Source organism: Neisseria sp. P0006.S009 (assembly GCF_051962915.1).
Lineage (GTDB): Bacteria > Pseudomonadota > Gammaproteobacteria > Burkholderiales > Neisseriaceae > Neisseria > Neisseria subflava_E.
In genome coordinates, this window is the sequence record NZ_JBQCUV010000001.1 from 469,640 (window position 1) to 487,522 (window position 17,883).

The 17,883-nt window shown below is 49.2% G+C and carries 20 protein-coding genes, 6 tRNA genes and 1 pseudogene; 11 read left to right on the forward strand and 16 right to left on the reverse strand.

What is annotated here, in order from left to right; all coding sequences use genetic code 11:
- The first annotated feature begins 1 nt into the window (after nucleotide 1).
- From ACTHTK_RS02240 to ACTHTK_RS02270, 7 genes and pseudogenes are all read left to right on the forward strand, one after another.
- Nucleotides 2-77: transfer RNA gene (locus ACTHTK_RS02240), tRNA-Gly, on the forward strand.
- 24 nt (nucleotides 78-101) lie between these two features.
- Nucleotides 102-177 (forward strand) — tRNA-Gly (locus ACTHTK_RS02245).
- A 21-nt stretch (nucleotides 178-198) separates the two neighbouring features.
- Nucleotides 199-274, forward strand: a tRNA-Gly gene (locus ACTHTK_RS02250).
- A gap of 31 nt (nucleotides 275-305) precedes the next feature.
- A tRNA-Cys gene (locus ACTHTK_RS02255) sits at nucleotides 306-379 on the forward strand.
- 10 nt (nucleotides 380-389) lie between these two features.
- Nucleotides 390-467, forward strand: a tRNA-Cys gene (locus ACTHTK_RS02260).
- A 21-nt stretch (nucleotides 468-488) separates the two neighbouring features.
- Nucleotides 489-578, forward strand: a tRNA-Leu gene (locus ACTHTK_RS02265).
- 149 nt (nucleotides 579-727) lie between these two features.
- Nucleotides 728-1,021: pseudogene (locus tag ACTHTK_RS02270) on the forward strand (transposase); the annotation flags it as partial.
- Nucleotides 1,022-1,247: 226 nt separating this feature from the next.
- Here ACTHTK_RS02270 and rfaD read toward each other — a convergent pair.
- The 4 genes from rfaD to ACTHTK_RS02290 form a co-directional block, all read right to left on the reverse strand.
- Nucleotides 1,248-2,252, reverse strand: coding sequence for an ADP-glyceromanno-heptose 6-epimerase (gene rfaD, locus ACTHTK_RS02275; RefSeq protein WP_150540510.1), 1,005 nt, complete (start codon nucleotides 2,250-2,252; stop codon nucleotides 1,248-1,250).
- Between the two features lie 140 nt (nucleotides 2,253-2,392).
- Complete coding sequence (gene rfaE1, locus ACTHTK_RS02280) at nucleotides 2,393-3,355, reverse strand: D-glycero-beta-D-manno-heptose-7-phosphate kinase (RefSeq protein WP_107723460.1); 963 nt, start codon at nucleotides 3,353-3,355, stop codon at nucleotides 2,393-2,395.
- A gap of 55 nt (nucleotides 3,356-3,410) precedes the next feature.
- Nucleotides 3,411-4,151, reverse strand: coding sequence for an orotidine-5'-phosphate decarboxylase (pyrF, locus tag ACTHTK_RS02285; RefSeq protein ID WP_107867646.1), 741 nt, complete (start codon nucleotides 4,149-4,151; stop codon nucleotides 3,411-3,413).
- Between the two features lie 101 nt (nucleotides 4,152-4,252).
- A complete protein-coding gene (locus ACTHTK_RS02290) occupies nucleotides 4,253-4,513 on the reverse strand; it encodes a helix-turn-helix domain-containing protein (RefSeq protein WP_070644922.1) in 261 nt (86 codons plus the stop codon).
- A 110-nt stretch (nucleotides 4,514-4,623) separates the two neighbouring features.
- Here ACTHTK_RS02290 and ACTHTK_RS02295 point away from each other — a divergent pair, with 110 nt between their 5' ends.
- Nucleotides 4,624-4,986, forward strand: coding sequence for a hypothetical protein (locus ACTHTK_RS02295; RefSeq protein ID WP_063076449.1), 363 nt, complete (start codon nucleotides 4,624-4,626; stop codon nucleotides 4,984-4,986).
- Nucleotides 4,987-5,060: 74 nt separating this feature from the next.
- Here the strand turns inward: ACTHTK_RS02295 and adk are convergent, their stop codons facing one another.
- The 6 genes from adk to lpxK form a co-directional block, all read right to left on the reverse strand.
- Nucleotides 5,061-5,708: an adenylate kinase gene (gene adk, locus ACTHTK_RS02300; protein ID WP_003746105.1), complete on the reverse strand. Its 648-nt coding sequence runs from the start codon at nucleotides 5,706-5,708 to the stop codon at nucleotides 5,061-5,063.
- Between the two features lie 71 nt (nucleotides 5,709-5,779).
- Entirely contained in the window at nucleotides 5,780-6,298 is a 519-nt protein-coding gene (locus tag ACTHTK_RS02305) for a 3-deoxy-manno-octulosonate cytidylyltransferase (RefSeq protein ID WP_296186879.1), read from the reverse strand.
- A 21-nt stretch (nucleotides 6,299-6,319) separates the two neighbouring features.
- Complete coding sequence (gene kdsB / locus ACTHTK_RS02310; RefSeq protein WP_440378304.1) at nucleotides 6,320-7,078, reverse strand: 3-deoxy-manno-octulosonate cytidylyltransferase; 759 nt, start codon at nucleotides 7,076-7,078, stop codon at nucleotides 6,320-6,322.
- On the reverse strand, nucleotides 7,075-7,257 hold the full coding sequence (locus ACTHTK_RS02315) for a Trm112 family protein (protein WP_440378305.1): 183 nt from the start codon (nucleotides 7,255-7,257) through the stop codon (nucleotides 7,075-7,077). The genes kdsB and ACTHTK_RS02315 overlap by 4 nt, the downstream gene beginning before the upstream one ends.
- Before the next feature lie 105 nt (nucleotides 7,258-7,362).
- On the reverse strand, nucleotides 7,363-7,929 hold the full coding sequence (locus ACTHTK_RS02320) for a DUF2059 domain-containing protein (RefSeq protein WP_107723464.1): 567 nt from the start codon (nucleotides 7,927-7,929) through the stop codon (nucleotides 7,363-7,365).
- A 126-nt stretch (nucleotides 7,930-8,055) separates the two neighbouring features.
- Nucleotides 8,056-9,069, reverse strand: coding sequence for a tetraacyldisaccharide 4'-kinase (gene lpxK / locus ACTHTK_RS02325; protein ID WP_107723465.1), 1,014 nt, complete (start codon nucleotides 9,067-9,069; stop codon nucleotides 8,056-8,058).
- Nucleotides 9,070-9,250: 181 nt separating this feature from the next.
- Here lpxK and xseA point away from each other — a divergent pair, with 181 nt between their 5' ends.
- The 3 genes from xseA to ACTHTK_RS02340 all read left to right on the forward strand — a co-directional run bounded on the left by xseA (nucleotide 9,251) and on the right by ACTHTK_RS02340 (nucleotide 12,314).
- The gene (gene xseA / locus ACTHTK_RS02330) at nucleotides 9,251-10,600 is read left to right on the forward strand and encodes an exodeoxyribonuclease VII large subunit (protein ID WP_440378306.1); all 1,350 of its coding nucleotides are present in this window, start codon (nucleotides 9,251-9,253) and stop codon (nucleotides 10,598-10,600) included.
- Nucleotides 10,601-10,723: 123 nt separating this feature from the next.
- Nucleotides 10,724-11,503, forward strand: a complete 780-nt coding sequence (gene pssA / locus ACTHTK_RS02335; protein WP_107723467.1) for a CDP-diacylglycerol--serine O-phosphatidyltransferase — start codon at nucleotides 10,724-10,726, stop codon at nucleotides 11,501-11,503.
- 1 nt (nucleotide 11,504) lies between these two features.
- A complete protein-coding gene (locus ACTHTK_RS02340; RefSeq protein ID WP_107723468.1) occupies nucleotides 11,505-12,314 on the forward strand; it encodes a sulfite exporter TauE/SafE family protein in 810 nt (269 codons plus the stop codon).
- An 85-nt stretch (nucleotides 12,315-12,399) separates the two neighbouring features.
- On the opposite strand, the gene ACTHTK_RS02345 is transcribed toward ACTHTK_RS02340, so the two are convergent.
- The 6 genes from ACTHTK_RS02345 to ACTHTK_RS02370 all read right to left on the reverse strand — a co-directional run bounded on the left by ACTHTK_RS02345 (nucleotide 12,400) and on the right by ACTHTK_RS02370 (nucleotide 17,751).
- Nucleotides 12,400-13,080: a sulfite exporter TauE/SafE family protein gene (locus tag ACTHTK_RS02345; protein ID WP_003680951.1), complete on the reverse strand. Its 681-nt coding sequence runs from the start codon at nucleotides 13,078-13,080 to the stop codon at nucleotides 12,400-12,402.
- Nucleotides 13,081-13,190: 110 nt separating this feature from the next.
- Complete coding sequence (locus ACTHTK_RS02350) at nucleotides 13,191-14,231, reverse strand: ABC transporter permease (protein WP_107723469.1); 1,041 nt, start codon at nucleotides 14,229-14,231, stop codon at nucleotides 13,191-13,193.
- Between the two features lie 36 nt (nucleotides 14,232-14,267).
- Nucleotides 14,268-15,323, reverse strand: a complete 1,056-nt coding sequence (locus ACTHTK_RS02355) for an ABC transporter permease subunit (RefSeq protein ID WP_003746080.1) — start codon at nucleotides 15,321-15,323, stop codon at nucleotides 14,268-14,270.
- Nucleotides 15,324-15,422: 99 nt separating this feature from the next.
- Nucleotides 15,423-16,352 carry a CobW family GTP-binding protein gene (locus tag ACTHTK_RS02360; RefSeq protein ID WP_107723470.1) on the reverse strand — a complete coding sequence of 310 codons (930 nt, stop codon included), beginning with the start codon at nucleotides 16,350-16,352 and terminating at the stop codon, nucleotides 15,423-15,425.
- Nucleotides 16,340-16,813: a Fur family transcriptional regulator gene (locus ACTHTK_RS02365; protein WP_003746077.1), complete on the reverse strand. Its 474-nt coding sequence runs from the start codon at nucleotides 16,811-16,813 to the stop codon at nucleotides 16,340-16,342. The genes ACTHTK_RS02360 and ACTHTK_RS02365 overlap by 13 nt, the downstream gene beginning before the upstream one ends.
- 113 nt (nucleotides 16,814-16,926) lie before the next feature.
- Nucleotides 16,927-17,751, reverse strand: coding sequence for an SDR family oxidoreductase (locus ACTHTK_RS02370; RefSeq protein WP_107723471.1), 825 nt, complete (start codon nucleotides 17,749-17,751; stop codon nucleotides 16,927-16,929).
- Nucleotides 17,752-17,883 lie beyond the last annotated feature (132 nt).

Genomic DNA, 17,883 nt, shown 5'->3' on the forward strand with positions numbered 1-17,883 from the left:
TGCGGGAATAGCTCAGTTGGTAGAGCGCAACCTTGCCAAGGTTGAGGTCGCGAGTTCGAGACTCGTTTCCCGCTCCAGTTTAATTTCAGATGCACTCAAATGCGGGAATAGCTCAGTTGGTAGAGCGCAACCTTGCCAAGGTTGAGGTCGCGAGTTCGAGACTCGTTTCCCGCTCCATCAAATTATGCATCCGAATATGCGGGAATAGCTCAGTTGGTAGAGCGCAACCTTGCCAAGGTTGAGGTCGCGAGTTCGAGACTCGTTTCCCGCTCCAGTTTCATACTACAACACTCAAACGTAGTTTTGGCGAGATAGCAAAGTGGTTATGCAGCGGATTGCAAATCCGTCTACGCCGGTTCGATTCCGACTCTCGCCTCCATCCCTTTTATGGCGGGGTGGCAGAGTGTTTATGCTATAAGGGGTGCAACCCTTATACAGGCCGGTTCAAATCCGCGCCCCCGCCTCCAATTTCTCAATTTACTGTCTACGCCCGGGTGGTGAAATAGGTAGACACAACGGACTTAAAATCCGTCGGCCCTAAACCGGCCGTGCCGGTTCGATTCCGGCTCCGGGCACCAATAAATATCTGAATTTATTGAAGAATCTAAGATTCTGAATTTCTAATTGACAGCTTATTTGTAAGGCTGTCTTTTTTGTTTGTGCCTTATTTGTGTCTAACTTGCGCCATTTGTGTCAAATGTGACAAGCTCGTGCAAAGGCCTCAGACTATGACAGTGAGGAAAACTGGCAATATCTGGAAGAGCATCGGTTACAGGATGGTATTATGCGTAAAGTCCACCGCAAACATCCACTGTCGGAAGCGCAAACCAAACGTAACCGACATCTATCGAAGACCCATTATGTGGTCGAACAAAGCTTCGGTACGCTGCACCGTAAGTCCCGCTACACCCGGGTAGCCTATTTCGGTCTAATTAAAGTGAGTGCGCAAAGCCATCTGAAGGCAATGTGTTTGAATCTGTTGAAAGCGGCTAACAGGCTAAATGTGCCTGTTGCCGCCTAAAAGGTGGCCCGGATGCCTGATTAATCAGGTATCCAAGGTGGATTAAGGGGGTATTTGGGTAGAATCAGGAACAATTAGGGGCGAAAACAGCCGAAAATTTGTGTTTGAATTTCGGCTATTGGGAGGAAAAGAAATTTTACAAAGGTCTCATTTTAAAATTTCACAAAATGATAAGGCCGTCTGAAAATCCTTTTTCAGACGGCCTTATCATTCAAATCAGAAGGACTTAAACCAAGTTCTCCAGCATCCATTTCACGTAACGGCTGACGCCTTGTTTTACATCCAAGAATTCTTCTTTATACCCGGCTTCGCGCAGCTTGGTGATGTCCGCTTGAGTGAAGCTCTGATATTTGCCTTTAAGTGCATCGGGGAATGGGATATAGCGAATAAGTTCTTCTTCAACCAACTCTTTCAAACTCATTTCAGGCTTGCCTTCGGCTGCACGGCAGGCGTTGACGGTGGCGGCGGCAAGTTCGTTAAACTGTTGGCTGCGGCCTGTACCGAGGTTAAAGATACCTGAAAGCTCAGGATGATCGAAGAAGTAAAGGTTAACTTTGGCGACGTCTTCTACGCTGACAAAATCGCGGGTTTGTTCGCCGTTGCCGTAGCCGTCATTAGCGCCAAACAGGTTAACATAGCCGTGTTCTCGGTATTGGTGGAAATGATGGAAGGCGACGGATGCCATACGGCCTTTGTGTTGCTCTTGTTGCCCGTAAACATTGAAGTAACGGAAGCCGACGACTTGGGCGGTCAAACCTTCTTTCATACGGCGGCGCAATACTTGGTCAAACAAGAATTTAGAGTAGCCGTACACATTGAGTGGTTTTTCCAGTTCGCGCTCTTCGCGGAAGATTTCACCTTTGCCGTACACGGCGGCACTGGAAGCATAGAGGAACGGAATACGTTCGTCCTGACACCAATCTAAGAGGTCGAGCGTGTACTGATAGTTGTTGTCCATCATATAAAGGCCGTCATGATTCATGGTGTCGGAACATGCGCCTTGATGGAAAACCGCTTCAATATTGTCGTAAGGCAAAAGATGGCCGCGCACTTGGCGGATAAATTCGTGTTTATCAAGATAGTGGGCAATTTCACACTCGACAAGGTTTTTAAATTTTTCACCTTTGCTCAGATTGTCGACGGCAACAATGTCGGTAATACCGCGCTGGTTAAGTGCTTTGACGATGTTGCTGCCGATAAAGCCGGCTGCGCCTGTTACGATAATGGTCATAATGAGTTTCCTTTATTTTGATTTTTCAGACGGCCTTGAAGTAATCATGCCGTCTGAAAATAAAAACTTTTCTGTCTGGATTATTTTCCAACTCTATTTTCAGACGGCATTTAGAATTTTAAGGCCGTCTGAAACAATCATTATTGCTCTTCCAATGCCTTATTCAACTCTGCAAACGAGCAAACCGCCGTACCAAGTTTTGCCACGACAACGCCCGCTGCCGTATTAGCAAGGTGCATCGCTTCAGGCATGGTATAGCCTGCCGCCAAACCCAAGCCCATTCCGGCAATAACGGTATCGCCCGCACCGGATACATCATAGACTTCTTGAGCCCTTGTAGGCTGATAAATCGGCTTGCCCTCATTGAACAGGGTCATACCCTCTTCGCTTCGGGTCAGCAAAATCGCGGTCAAGTCGAGATGACGGCGCAGATTTTGGGCTTTTTCGGTCAAATCGTTTTCGTTTTTCCAGCTGCCCACCACTTCTTTCAATTCTGCACGGTTAGGCGTAATCAGCGTAGCGCCGGCATATTTTTCGTAATCATCGCCTTTCGGGTCGATTAAAACGGGTTTACCGGCCTGTTTCGCCCAATCGATCATATCGGAAATATGCGACAAACCGCCCTTGCCGTAATCTGAAAAAATAATGGCATCGTATTCAGGCAACACTTCTCGATATTGATGTTTGATTTGTTCCAATACCTCACGATGAGGCTGCTCTTCAAAATCAAGTCGGATAAGCTGCTGGTTGCGAGCAACAACTCGCAGTTTGACAGTAGTCGCAATTTGTTTGTCGCGCATCAGATAGGAAGAAACACCGTCTTGCACCATCAACGCATCCAGTGCATCTGCAGCTTCATCATCGCCAGTTACGGACAACAGCCCTACTTTGCCACCCAATGAGGCGATATTGCGCGCAACGTTTGCCGCACCACCCGCGCGTTGGTCGATACGTCCGATTTTCGCCACCGGCACGGGCGCTTCGGGCGAAATACGGGACACGTCGCCAAACCAATAGCGGTCGAGCATCACATCGCCGACAACCAAGACTTTGGCTTGTGCAAAACGGGATTTGAGAGTTTCTTGTTGGAACTTGGTGGGCATATTGCCTCCGTTATGTTTTTTTCAGACGACCTCAACCTGTAAGGTCGCCTGAAAATCAGTTTGCTTCAAGGTTTACCACGCGGTTCACTTCACGCAATACGGCTACCGGATCGGCAGCTTTGGTTACCGGGCGGCCCATTACCAAATAGGTTGAACCTGCAGCCAAGGCTTCAGCCGGTGTCATAATACGGCGTTGGTCGTCATTATTGCCGGCAACGTCCAAGCGGATGCCCGGTGTTACCAAGACAAAATCCTGTCCCAATTCGCGGCGCAATGGTGCGGCTTCTTGAGCGGAACATACCACGCCGTCCAAGCCTGAACTTTGCGCCAGTTTCGCCAAGCGGATGACTTGTTCTTCAGGGGCGATGTTCAAACCGATTTCTGCCAAGTCGCTTTGTTCCATGCTGGTCAACACGGTTACGCCGATCAAAAGCGGCTTGGTTTGATATCCGGCAACGGCTTCTGCTGCGGCTTCCATCATACGGCGGCCACCGGAGGCGTGCATATCGACCATCCAAACGCCCATATCGGCGGCAACTTTGCACGCTTGAGCGACTGTATGGGGAATATCGTGGTATTTCAAATCGAGGAAAAGTTTGAAACCTTGATTGATTAAGCTTTCTGCCAAATTACGGCCGGTTGCGGTAAACAGCTCTTTGCCGATTTTGATTTGACACAATGCCGGGTCAAGATTGCGGACAAATCCGAGCGTATCTTTTTCGTTGGCAAAATCAAGGGCGACGATGACGGGAGTACGTTGTTGCTGAGTTTGGAAGTCGGAGATCAAGGGATTCATAAGATGCCTGCGGATAAACGGTTATAGCTTCGATTTTAACAGCTTTTGTACACAAAGGCCGTCTGAAAATATTTTTTCAGACGGCTTCATCACAACACACCTTAATTATTCTTATATAAATCTAAAATTTTTACAGAAAATTCATCATCACTGAAAAAAAAGGCTGGTGGAACTTCCAATACTTCAGCAATTTTCTGCAAAGTATTTAAATCAGGCTGATGATTTCCTTTCTCATAGCGATTAATACGCGTACTCGCCACAAACTCATCTAATCCTATCGCCAGTCCCAGCTTCTCCTGCGTCAAATTTTTTGCTTTTCTCGCTTCCTTAAATCGCCTTGTAAAAATTTCTTGTAAACTCATAACTTCTATCCTAAAAATCAAAGTTACGAATTTCGTATATTTTTCTTGATTATTTACTACGAATAACGTAGTATTTAATGATTTTATACTTTACCTATTGTGAGAAAACCATGACACCGGACCAAGAATCAAAATGCCATAAAATTATTCATTCTCATGCAATTGCTGCTGCCGCAGGCAACGCCATACCCGTACCAGGACTTGGTATCGCTACAGATATGGTTACAATGACTACTATGTGCACAAGCCTTTGTGCTGTTTTTGGTGGTAATATGACCGAAGCGGCTGCCAAGGCAATGGCTATAGCTGCAATTAAAAATACCATGTTAAAACAACCCATAAAAACAATAGCAAAAGAATTGTCAAAATTAATTCCAGGCTTAGGCAGCGTTGTTGCACCAACTATTTCTGTTGCATTACTTGAAGCAGCAGGATGGACTCTTGCAAAAGAACTGGAACAAAAATTCAGTTGATCCACATACAATAATATGAAAAGGCCGTCTGAAAGTATTTTTCAGACGGCCTCATGATTTTACTTTGGCAAAACTTATTTGCCCAAACCTTTCAATACTTCGGCTTTCACGGCTTCTACTGCTTGGGTGCCGTCAACTTTGATGTATTTCGGCGCGTGTTCGCCTTCCAGTTTGCTGTAGAAATCAACCAAAACTTCGGTTTGCTCGTGGTAAACGGCAAGGCGTTTTTTCACGGTTTCTTCTTTATCGTCGTCGCGTTGAATCAAATCTTCGCCGGTTACGTCGTCTTTGCCTTCGACTTTAGGCGGATTGTAGGTAACGTGGTAAGTACGGCCGGAAGCCAAATGCACACGGCGGCCGCTCATGCGGTCGACAATCACGCTGTCAGGTACATCGATTTCAACCACGGCATCCAAATCCACACCAGCTTCAACCATGGCTTCGGCTTGTGCCAATGTGCGTGGGAAACCGTCAAACAGGAAACCGTTTTTGCAGTCGTCTTGGGCAATGCGCTCTTTAACCATGCCGATAATGATGTCGTCGCGTACCAAACCGCCTTCATCAATGATTTTTTTTGCTTCCAAACCCAGCGGAGTGCCTGCTTTGATGGCAGCGCGGAGCATGTCGCCGGTAGAGATTTGAGGAATGCCGAATGCAGCAGTGATGAATTGAGCCTGTGTGCCTTTGCCGGCGCCTGGTGCGCCCAACAATAATACTTTCATGATGAGTCCTTTTGGTTGACGGATTTAATGTTCAGATAATTTTACACGGCTTGTGTTTATCGTTCAAAACTTCAGACGGCCTCTTTCGGGCCGAAATGCTTCCATGCATCGTCGCGCATTTCGATAAACCATGAGTCTTCGGGGAATCGCTCTATCGCATCTTTCAAAGTGGAAAGCAAGTTTTGCGATAAGGCTTTCGCCAAATATTCTTCCTCATTGGCTTCGGCCGCTTTGTCAGGCTGCTGCGCCAGACCGATTGCACGGGTTTGATGACCATGAGCCAAATAGTTGAGCGCAATGATTTTTTGTGCCCAAAGCTGCGGAACATCCGGATTGTCTTGCAGCAATACCGACAAAATCGATACGGCAACGGTCAAGCGTCCGCCGTTCATACGCAAGTCCAACGACTGGTTGGGCGGCAAAGTGCTGAGCATTTCTGCCATGCGGAACCAAAACTCGCCGCTGGCCTGCTCCGGCGCTTCTATTTTCAGCATGTCATAGTTGAATTCTTGCTCGTCTTCTCTTACCAGCTTCGCCACGTCGGCAAGCAATTTTTGTTCTTCACGGCTCAAATGGCGGAAATCATTCATGTCTTTTCCTTTCAGACGGCCTTAAGCTTTAAACGCAACACGCACTCTGTCCAAATCTTCCTGCGTATCCACACCTGCAGCAGGCGCTTCTTGGGTGATTTCAACAGCAATCGGATAACCGTGCCACAGGACGCGCAACTGTTCCAGCGATTCGATGGTTTCCAAAGGAGAAACATCCATTTCCGAATAGCGTTGCAAGAAACCTGCACGATAGGCATAAATGCCGATATGGCGCAAAACAGCTGTTTCGGAAGGCAATTCGCGTTTTTCGGCGCGCATGGCGTCGCGCGGAAAAGGAATCGGGGCGCGGCTGAAATAGATGGCGTTGCGGTTTTTGTCGAGGATGGCTTTGACAACGTTAGGATTCATAAACTCGTCAAAATCGTGCAATTCGTGGGCGGCCGTCGCCATTTGCACATTGTTTTCAACCAAAACTTCAGCCGTACGGTTGATGAGTTCGGGATCGATTAAAGGCTCGTCGCCTTGTACGTTCACAACAATCAGATGCTGCGGCAGTTTCAGCGTATTGGCCGCTTCGGCAAGACGCGTTGTACCGCTTTCGTGTTGATTGGAAGTCATGACCACTTCGACACCATGCGCCTGACAGGCCGTCTGAATATCGGGATGGTCGGTAGCAACGACAACACGCGCGGCCTTGCTTTTCGCCGCCTGTTCGGCGACACGCACAACCATCGGTTTACCGTGAATATCGGCTAAAGCCTTTCCCGGCAGACGTGAAGAATCCAACCGCGCCGGAATTAATACGACAAATTCGGTCATGCTTTCAGTTCCTCTTCGCTTAACGGGCGCGCTTCGTTTTCCAACATATAAGGGATGCCGCCACGAATCGGATAAGCCAGCTTCGCCTGACGGCTCCACAATTCCTGTTTGTCTTGATGGTATTCGAGTTTGCCTTTGGTCACAGGACAAACAAGGATGTCTAAGAATTTTTTTTCCATGGGGTTACTTTCGGGTTTGATGGTTTTAGCGAAACTTGCTGCACTCGTTTTCAGACGGCCTTTTTTGTATCGACAACATCAGCCGCCATTTTATATTTATTCATTCTACTTATTTGATGCCTTAGGGCAAGCAGGAGCAGGATTTTTCCCACTACACATTATTTGATAAAAATCCTTCTCCAACTTAGGAAGATTTTTTTGGCTGAATCTTTCGGTTTTTTTATGTATTAATGTCATAACAGGCACTACGGAAGCTTCCATATAACGCGATGTTTTATTTAAAATAGATTGCCCTTCGGGACTACTATAAAAATCAATCATAGCATCTACTTCTTTTTGTGTATAAACAGTTTTCATACCGTTCAATGTTATTTGGCGCAACTCTGCATATACTGCAGGCGTTCGAATCTCAGCATACATCTGACGCAAATATTTGCTCATCACTGCTTTCAGCTGACGTTGCTTACTCTCTGGAGCATTTGCTAACATTTCTTTTACTTGCGGAAAACTCATGACCATTTTTTCAGAATCTTGAAAAACTTGATCAAATATTAAATCTGCCTTCTGTACTTGATATAAACGCTCCAGCGACTCATCGCTCGGTGTAGCGGCAAACGCATTGGCACACAAGGCCAAAGCAGCAAAAGGCAACAATAAAGTTTTCAATTTCATTTTTTCTCCTTTTTAAGGCTTAGGGGAAATGGCAACAATAGTGAGCAGCAATTTTTTCAGGTTCATAAATTTCCTTATTATTAAAGGCGAATCACAACAAAGCATCCATTAATTTCAGGAGACCTATTAGGAATCTTCCAGCTGCTCCAACACGAACGCCGCCAAATTAGGTTCGATTATCGCACAAACAGGCAATACCCATACATGATTCAGATTAAGGCCGTCTGAAAACTTGACCGCATCCTTTTCCGTAATAATGACCACATCCGCATTGGGCAAGTCCGCCGCTGCGATGTCGGCATGGTCGGGCAAGGCAACGGTTTGATTCAAGGTAATGCCCATATTCCGCAACGAATCGAAAAAACGCTCCGGCTTGGCAATACCCGCGACGGCGGCGACGGTTTGATTTCCCAAGCCTTCTAAATCCAATTTTTCAGACGGCCTGTTCAAACAGTAAATCTGCCCTGTTTCAATATGGCTGGCAAACATATTTTCAGACGGCCTGAATGCCGTATCTGCTTGCCCCCCGCTGACGACAACCGCATCAACGGAAGCCAACCGAGACAAAGGTTCACGCAAACTGCCGTTGGGCAGTGAATCCAAATCCGTCCGACCAGTATCCGCCGCCGGAAATACAGCAATTTCCATATCGCGTTGCAAGGCATAATGTTGCAAGCCGTCGTCGGCCACAATCAATTCAAGCTCCGGATGCGCTGCAAGCAATGCCCTGCCTGCTTCTGCACGACTGCTGCCTACCGCCGTCGGCGCACCGGTTTGGCGAAACAGCAATAAAGGCTCGTCGCCTGCATCTGCCGTACTACTGGCTGTATTCAATACATGAACTGCTTTGCTCTTGCGCCCGTAACCTCGGCTGATGATACCGACCTTAACGCCCTTTTCCTGCAAACCCGACACCAACGCGGCGACTATCGGCGTTTTTCCTGTTCCGCCTGCATGGATATTACCGACCACCACCACTGGCACAGGCAATTTTTCGCTTTTCAGACGGCCTGAAACAAAATCATCGCGCCGTTTCGCCGCAATTTTGGCAAACAGCCTGGACAATGGTTTTAACAGCAAAGTCAAAAACGGATTGGGGGATTGCCAATGGCGTTCGATAATCTGGTGGAGTTTGGGCATACGCACGGCTTTTGAAGCAAAAATCAAACGATAATATAACACAAGCCTGCCTAGACAAGGCCGTCTGAACATGCGGCTTTGATAATATTAAAACAAAGGGCGCAAGTTTCATGAAAACGAATACAACGAATCGCTCTAAAACCCTTATAATTCAGCTTTCCAAAATTTTTTCTGTTTCGCAATGTCCGAACTTTTCGCGCCCTCCTCCATTTCCGTATCCGAGCTCAATGCCCTCGCCAAAGCCTTGCTGGAAGACCATCTCGCAGGCTTGTGGATTACTGGCGAAGTATCCAACCTGACCCGTGCCGCCAGCGGACATTATTATTTCTCGCTCAAAGACAGCCGCGCGCAGGTGCGTTGCGCAATGTTTAAGGGTGCAGCCATACGTTTGGCGAAGCCTTTGAAAGAAGGCGACCATATCGAAGTATCAGGGAAAATCAGTATTTACGAAGCGCGGGGCGAATTTCAGATTACCGTAAACGAAGTACGGCTCAAAGGCTTGGGGCAGCTTTACGAAGCCTATGAACGATTGAAAGCTCAGTTGCAGGCGGAAGGCGCATTTGCGGCGGAACGCAAAAAACCGTTGCCTACCCACCCGCAATGTATCGGCATCGTCACCAGCCTGGCAGCGGCAGCATTGCGCGATGTCGTGACCACCTTAAACCGCCGCGCGCCCGAAATTCCCGTTATTGTTTATCCGACGCCCGTTCAAGGCACAGGCAGCGAGTTACAAATTGCCCAAACGATTAAAACAGCTTCGCAACGCGCCGAATGTGACGTATTGATTGTCTGTCGTGGCGGCGGCAGCATTGAAGACTTGTGGGCGTTTAATGAAGAGCCGGTTGTGCGCGCCATCGAAGCCTGCGCAATTCCCGTTGTCAGCGGCGTGGGACACGAAACCGATTTCACACTCGCCGATTTCGTCGCCGACGTGCGCGCACCCACGCCAACCGGCGCGGCAGAATTGGTCAGCCCCAACCGCCAAGAATCGTTACACCGCCTCGCCCAAGCGCAAGGCCGTCTGAAAACCGTTTTGGAACAACGCTATTTCGATGCCAGCCAAAAACTCGACTGGCTCGCACGGCAAATCCGTCATCCGCGCCAAAAACTTGACGAGCAGCGCGCTTCAATCAGCAAGCTGGCGCAAATGCTGTCTTACTCGATGACGCAAAACCTCCGCGCCCACACCGCCCGTTTTGAACGCCAAACCCAAACTCTGAAACATTGCCGTCCTGATGTTTCCGTTTACAAAAACAATATTGACCGTTTTCAGACGGCCCTGTCGCATTCCTTCCGCCAGCTGCTTACCTACCGCCGTCAAAGCCTGATAGCCCAAGCTGCATTGCTCGAAGCCGTCTCGCCGCAGCATATCCTGGAACGCGGCTTCTCGGTCGTCAAAAACACTCGCGGACAAGTCATCCGCAATGCCGATACGTTGAAGCAAGGTCAAAAACTGCACATCACTTTTGCCGACGGCGAAACCGACGTACGCGTGACCAAAGAGCAGGCGCAGGGCGAGTTGTTTGACTGACAAAATAAAGGCCGTCTGAAACTTGATGCGATTGAAGTGAAACTATGTCTGCCTTTTAAAAATCCTTAACCTGCCAATGCGGTATAATGCCTCATCTGCATACGCAGCATATACGGAAACATTATGGACAACTCACAAAATACAGAAAATCCGACTCCTCCACGCAACTCCATCCGCAAAAACAGCATTTACCTGCTGCCCAATTCCTTTACCATCGCCGCACTGTTTTGCGCCTTCTTCGCCATTACCCAGTCCATGCACGGACGTTATGAAACGGCGGCGATTGCAGTTTTCCTTTCCATGCTGCTCGACGGCATGGACGGACGCGTTGCGCGGCTGACCAACAGCCAAAGCGCGTTCGGCGAACAGCTCGACAGCCTTGCCGATATGGTCAGTTTCGGCGTGGCGCCTGCCCTGATTGCCTACAAATGGCAACTTTGGCAGTTTGGCAAAATCGGCTATTCCGTCGCCTTTATCTACTGCGCCTGCGCCGCCCTGCGTTTGGCACTGTTCAACACACTTATCGGCAAAGTCGATAAACGTTGGTTTATCGGCGTTCCAAGCCCGACCGCCGCTGCGTTGATTGTCGGCCTGATTTGGGTCAACCACAGCGTCGAGCGTTTCCCCAACGTGCATTGGTGGGCATTGGGTATCACCCTGTTTGCCGGCATTTCCATGATTGTGCAGATTCCGTTTTGGAGCTTCAAAGAAATCAATATCCGCCGCCAAGTGCCGTTTATGGGCATGGTGTTGGCCGTATTGATTCTGCTTTTGATCAATTGGGAGCCTTCGCTCGTCCTCTTCCTATTTTTCCTCGGTTACAGCCTGTCCGGTTATGTGATGGCAATCATCCGTTGGTTTAAAAAACGCCATAAAGCACACAAACACGACAAGGCCGTCTGAAATGTGGTCTTGGGACATCATCTTTGCCCTGCTCGCCGTCGGCAGCGCGGCGGGCTTTATTGCCGGACTATTCGGCGTAGGCGGCGGCACGTTGATTGTCCCCGTTGTCTTATGGGCGTTGCAGCTGCAAGGCATAGGCGGCCACCCCTATGCCCAGCATCTTGCCATCGGCACTTCCTTTGCCGTAATGGTGTTTACCACCTTCTCCAGCATGTATGCCCAGCATAAAAAACACGCCATCGATTGGGCGACCGTCCGCCGAATGACGCCGGGCATGATACTTGGCGTACTCCTCGGCGCGGTGTCGGCAAAATATATGCCGACGCTGGCTTTGCAGGTTTTCTTCATTGCATTTCTTGCCTTTATCGCACTCAAAACCCTACGCGATTCCAAACCCAAACCTTCACGCACCCTGCCTGCCCTCCCCGGCCTGACAGCCGTCGGCACGCTTTTTGGGGCGGCTTCGAGTTGGGTCGGTATCGGCGGCGGTTCGCTATCCGTTCCATTTCTACTGTATTGCAACTTTCCGGCGCACCGCGCCATTGGCACATCTTCAGGTTTAGCATGGCCGATTGCGATTGCCGGCACCATCGGCTATTTTGCCAACGGTTTGCATATTGCCAACCTGCCTGAAGGCACGGTAGGCTTTATCTATCTTCCGGCCGTGGCCATATTGAGCGTTGCCACCATCCTCTTTGCTCCGCTCGGCGTAAAAACGGCGCACAAGCTGCCCGCCCGAAAACTCAAAATTGCTTTCGGCATTATGTTGCTGCTGATTGCCGCCAAGATGGCTTGGAATTTGATACACTAATCTTTCTTGTGAAAAAGGCTGTCTGAAAATCTTTCAGACGGCCTTTTTAATGGCAATAAAACAAACTAAATAAAACCTTTTTACCTTACCCGATTTGCCCCATCGCAAATACGGCCAAGCGCCATATCGCCCATCCTGCCACCAATAATCCGGCGCACAAACGAACCATGCGTTTTTGCAGAAAGGTTTTCAACTGCGCTGCAAATATACCCATCGCAAGCAGGTTCGGCAATGTCCCCAATGCAAACGCCAGCATATACAGCCCGCCGTGCAAGGCATTGCCGCTGCCCAAAGCATACAAAGACGCGCTGTACACCAAACCGCAAGGCAGCCAACCCCAAAGCACGCCCACGCCGAAACAGGCAGGTACCGATTTAATAGGCAGCAATTTGTTCAGCAAAGGATTCAGGCGTTTCCATATCGGTTTGCCGATGCCTTCGATTTTGGTTGCAGCAGTTGAAATACCGGCAAGATACAGACCGAGCAACAGCAGCAAAACATTGGCGGCAATATACAAACCATTTTGAACCGCGCGCGTATCGTCCAAGGAAATGCCGACCTGCCCGACCAAGCCGACCAACAGACCAATGACGACATAGCTGCTGATGCGCCCCAAGTTCAACAATACAATCAGCCCGATTCGGTTTAAATGTGGCGGCAGCTGTAAAGCGAATGCGCTGCTCAATCCGCCGCACATGCCGACACAATGTGTTCCACCAAAAAAGCCGAGCAGAAAAAGAGTAAGAAATGTGATTTCTTGATTCATGGTTTTTAATGATTCAAACGAATGGATGAGGCCGTCTGAAACTTTTCAGACGGCCCTAAGAATACAGGATAAGCTTTTCCGCCCATCCTCTTCACACTTTAGAAAAGCAATTAACTGCGTGCGCGTACGTCAAATGCCTGACGCAAACCTTCGCCAATCATGACCAGCAAAAGCAGCATCACCGTCAGCGTAGCAACGGCAGACAAGCCGATCCACCACGCGTCCAAGTTGTCTTTGCCTTGCGCCAACAACTCGCCCAAACTTGCCTGTGAGGCAGGTACGCCCAAGCCCAAGAAGTCCAAACTGGTCAGGGCGAGTACCGCACCGGAAATACGGAAAGGCAGGAAGGCCAATACCGGCGTCAAGCTGTTGGGCAGGATGTGGCGCCACATGATTTCACGATTGCTCACGCCCATCGCGCGCGCCGCCAAAACATAATCGGTCTGACGGTTTTTCAAAAACTCGGCGCGGACATAGTCGGACAAGCCCATCCAGCCGAAAAGCGACAGCAACACCAGCAAAATCAACAGCCCCGGATTAAAGAACGAAGACAGGATAATCAAGAGGTACAACTCCGGCATACCGCCCCAAACCTCGATAAAACGCTGCATCAGAAGGTCGGTTTTACCGCCAAAATAACCCTGTACCGCGCCTGCAACCACGCCGATTACGGTAGTCACCACAGTCAACACCAAGGCAAACAGCAGCGAATCGCGGAAACCGTAAACCAAGCGCGCCAACAGGTCGCGGCCGCGGTCGTCCGTTCCCAAGATATGCCGTTCGGACGGTTTGGCCGGATCGGGTGCCGTATCAAAATCGTTCAAGGTATCGGCATCGTAAGGATTGGGCAGGTAAAGGGCAAAATTGCCGTCTGAGGTAATGTTGTGGCGGATAAGCGGATCCAGATAATCCGCAGGCGTATCGAAATCGCCGCCAAATGTGGTTTCGTTATATTCGTTTACCAAGGGGAAGAAATACTCGCCCTGATAGCGTATCCACAAAGGTTTGTCGTTGCTCCACAAAGGAGCAAGCAAAGTGACGACAAACAAAACGGCCAAAATCCGCAAAGCCAACCAACCGCGCTTATGCTGCTTAAAGGCTTGCCAAGTAGGGTTTGAAGTAGATTTTTTCTTTTTCATGGTTCGAAACATTCTTTAATAATGGATTGAAGATATTTTCAGACGGCCTTATTTCTGTCCGCCAAAGTGAATGCGCGGATCGACCCATGAATAAGAAATATCCGACACCAATTTAGCCAACAACCCCATCAGCGTGAACACATACAGCGTACCCATTACGACAGGATAATCGCGTTTCATCACTGCCTCATAAGACAGCAAACCCAAACCATCCAGCGAGAACAACGTTTCAATCAGCAGGCTTCCGGTAAAGAATGCGCCGATAAATGCGGCCGGGAAACCGGTAATCAGAGGAATCATGGCATTGCGGAAAATATGCTTCCACAAAATCTGTTTCTCAGGCAAGCCCTTAGCTCGCGCGGTATAAACATATTGACGGCGGATTTCTTCAAGGAACACGTTTTTCGTCAATACGGTCATCACCGCCAAGTTGCCTGCCACCGAAGCGGTAATCGGCAAAGCCATATGCCACAAATAATCTTTGACTTTACCTGCCCAAGAGAGCGTATCAAAATCATCGCCGACCAAGCCACCCTGCGGAAACCAGGCAAAAAAGCTGCCGCCGCCAAACAACACCAGCAACACCAAGCCCAAGACAAACGGCGGTACGGTATAGCCGACCAAAATGATCATACCCGTAATCGTATCGAAACGGCTGCCATCCCTGACCGCCTTGGCAATACCCAACGGAATACATATCAAATAAGTCAGGAAAAACGTCCACAAACCCAAACTCATCGATACCGGCATTTTTTCTTTCACCAATTCAAACACAGTTTGGTGATGGAAAAAGCTCTCGCCCAAATCGAAACGGGCGAATTTCCATACCATATCGGCAAAACGCGTCAAAGGCGGCTTGTCGAAACCGTATAAAGCATTCAGCGCGGCCAAATCTTCCGCACTGATGCGGTTGCCGTTTTTGGCCAAAGTTCCGGGCATACTGTGTCCCGCCGTTTCGCCGCCAACCGCGCCCTGCGTCAGCTGCTGAACCATCTGCTCCACCGGGCCGCCGGGAACAAACTGAATCACGGCGAAAGTAATCGCCAAAATCCCCAACAGCGTGGGAATCAAAAGGAGCAAACGATGAAAGATATAACGCCACATGGTTAAGTGTTCCTCTATTTTTTTGATTTGAAGGCCGTCTGAAACCGCTTGCTTCAGACGGCGTTATCGTAACGGATTAATAAGCGTTTGGACGATGATTTACTTCTCCAAAGCCTCCAGCAATTTTTTCTCAATCAAATCCGCGTCAAAGGATTTGGCAATCAGCTCGAAGCGCGAGTCGCGGCGCCATGAAACCTGATTTGCGCCCCATTGTCCGTCCACCCAGTTGAGCCATACCCAAGTACCGAGCACTTGGAACACGCCTTTAGCGCGGACGAGGCCGTCTGTCAATTTAGGCAGGTCGTTGAAGAAATCGGTCAATTTTTCGCCGTCGAAATCGCGCCCGGCAGGGAAAGTAAAGCCTTGAGACTGGAAGCCCATGGTGTTGTCCGGCAGGGCTTTGAGGCGGTAGCGCGATTTTTCGACCACGGGAATATCAAGCCACTGGATGTCGAGTTGCGCATTTTGGACTTCAACCACTTTGGCTTTGGGCGGGAACAGTTTGGCCGCTTTATCATGAAATTCGGCCAGTTGCTCCGGCGTGCACAAGTCGGTTTTGCTGGCGACCAATACGTCGCAAATGCCGATTTGGTCTTTATACAAAGCCTGTTGCGCGTAATCGGGATTAATAAACTGGCGCGGATCGACAACGGTAAAGACGGCGCCGATTTCCAGCATGCTGTCGAGCGGCTTGGCTTTCAGTTCGTCGATAACGCTGGCGGCGTGTGCCAGGCCGCTGGCTTCAATCATCAAGCGGTCGGGTTGGGCATCGCGCAGCATTTTTTGTACGGTCGTCCCCATTTGCGCGCCGGCGGTACAGCACAAACAGCCGCCGGCGATTTCTACCACGGGAATGCCGTTGTCGCTCAAGACGGCGCCGTCAATGCCGATTTCGCCAAATTCGTTGACGATGATGACCCATTTTTCATTCGGGTCTTTTTGCGCCATCAGACTTTTGAGTGCGGTGGTTTTGCCTGTTCCGAGAAAGCCTGAAATCAGGTGGACTTTGGTCTTTTTTACTTCTGACATTTTTTACAAATTCCTGTTAAAACAACATGTTCTTCTTTTAATGAGAAACCGGTTTCAGCCACGCCTGCACGCAAGGCCGCCCATTCTTGGCTCAAGGTCTGCTCATCCGCCGTACCGCATTCGGTGCAAACCAAAATAAACGCGCTGTGGTGCGCCTCTGTTTCTTCGTGGTCGTGGCAATGGTCGTTGCACTCGTGCTGCGCGTGGCTGCACAAAATATAGCCGTTGACCGCCGCCACTTTGTGCAAAACTCCCTGTTCCGCCCAAAAATCAAGGGCGCGGTAGGCCGTCGGCGGCGCAACCACACCCTCGCTTTGCTGCTGCATCTGCGACAGAACGTTGTAGGCTTTAATCACGCCGCTTTGTTTCAAAACAATATCAAGCACTTGCTCACGCAATGCGGTTACCTGCACGCCATCGCGCTGCGCTTGTTCTAAGATTTTTTGTTTGATTGCGTTCATAACTGAAACAGCCTTTCAGACGGCCTTGTTAATAAAAAATTACATTATAGCGTGTTTACTCAATTTCAGATAACAAAGAGGCCGTCTGAAACGTTCAGACGGCCTGATGCCGATTACTTAAACCAAGATTTAATTTTTCCAAACAAAGACATGCTTTGTTTTTCAAACGTTTCTTCCTTCGCCGGAGCAGGCGCGTCACGGTAAACTTTCATGCCTGCAAAGGTCTGGGCAACCGGCATGATTTCGATGGAATTGACGTTCATCCGCGCAGGACGCTGGTAGAGCCATAAAGCGGTATCGGCAATATCTTGCGGCTGGATAAACTCGACATTCTCATAAACCTCGGCCGCACGCTGGTCGTCGCCTTTGAAACGGACGTTGGAAAACTCGGTATCGCCGCACAGGCCCGGTTCGATATTGGTAATACGGATATTTTTGTCTGCCAATTCGGCGCGCAGATTCATGCTAAATTGGCGCACAAAAGCCTTGGTCGCGCCATAGACATTACTGCCGGGATAAGCATAACTGCCGGCAATAGAACCCAAATTGATGATGTAGCCCTGTTTGCGCGCAACCATTTGCGGCAAAATCTGGCGGGTCAGAAAAGTCAGGCCGATGATATTGGTTTGAATCATGGTTTCCCAATCGCCAAAATCGGCTTTATCGGCAGTATCCAAACCCAAAGCCAAACCTGCATTGTTGATCAGGCAATCGATTTCGGATAAATGCTCGGGCAGGCTGTTCAAAGCGTTTTGAATCGACTCAGTGCGAGAAACATCCATTTCCAAAAGGTAAAACTGCTCGCCCAATTCCTCTGCCAACTGCTGCAATTTGTCTTCGCGCCGTGCTGCACCAATGACATGATAGCCTGCCGCAACAAAAGTACGGCACATTGCCGCGCCGAATCCTGCCGATGCCCCGGTAATCAAAATTGCCATATCGTTTCCTTTCTGTACTCGTTTCAGATTTGGGTTTAAGGTATGATAACGCCTTATCAGACGGCCTGAGAGTTTGGCCAGCTGATTTTAAATTTAACGATAATCATATCATTACAATAGGACACACTCCAT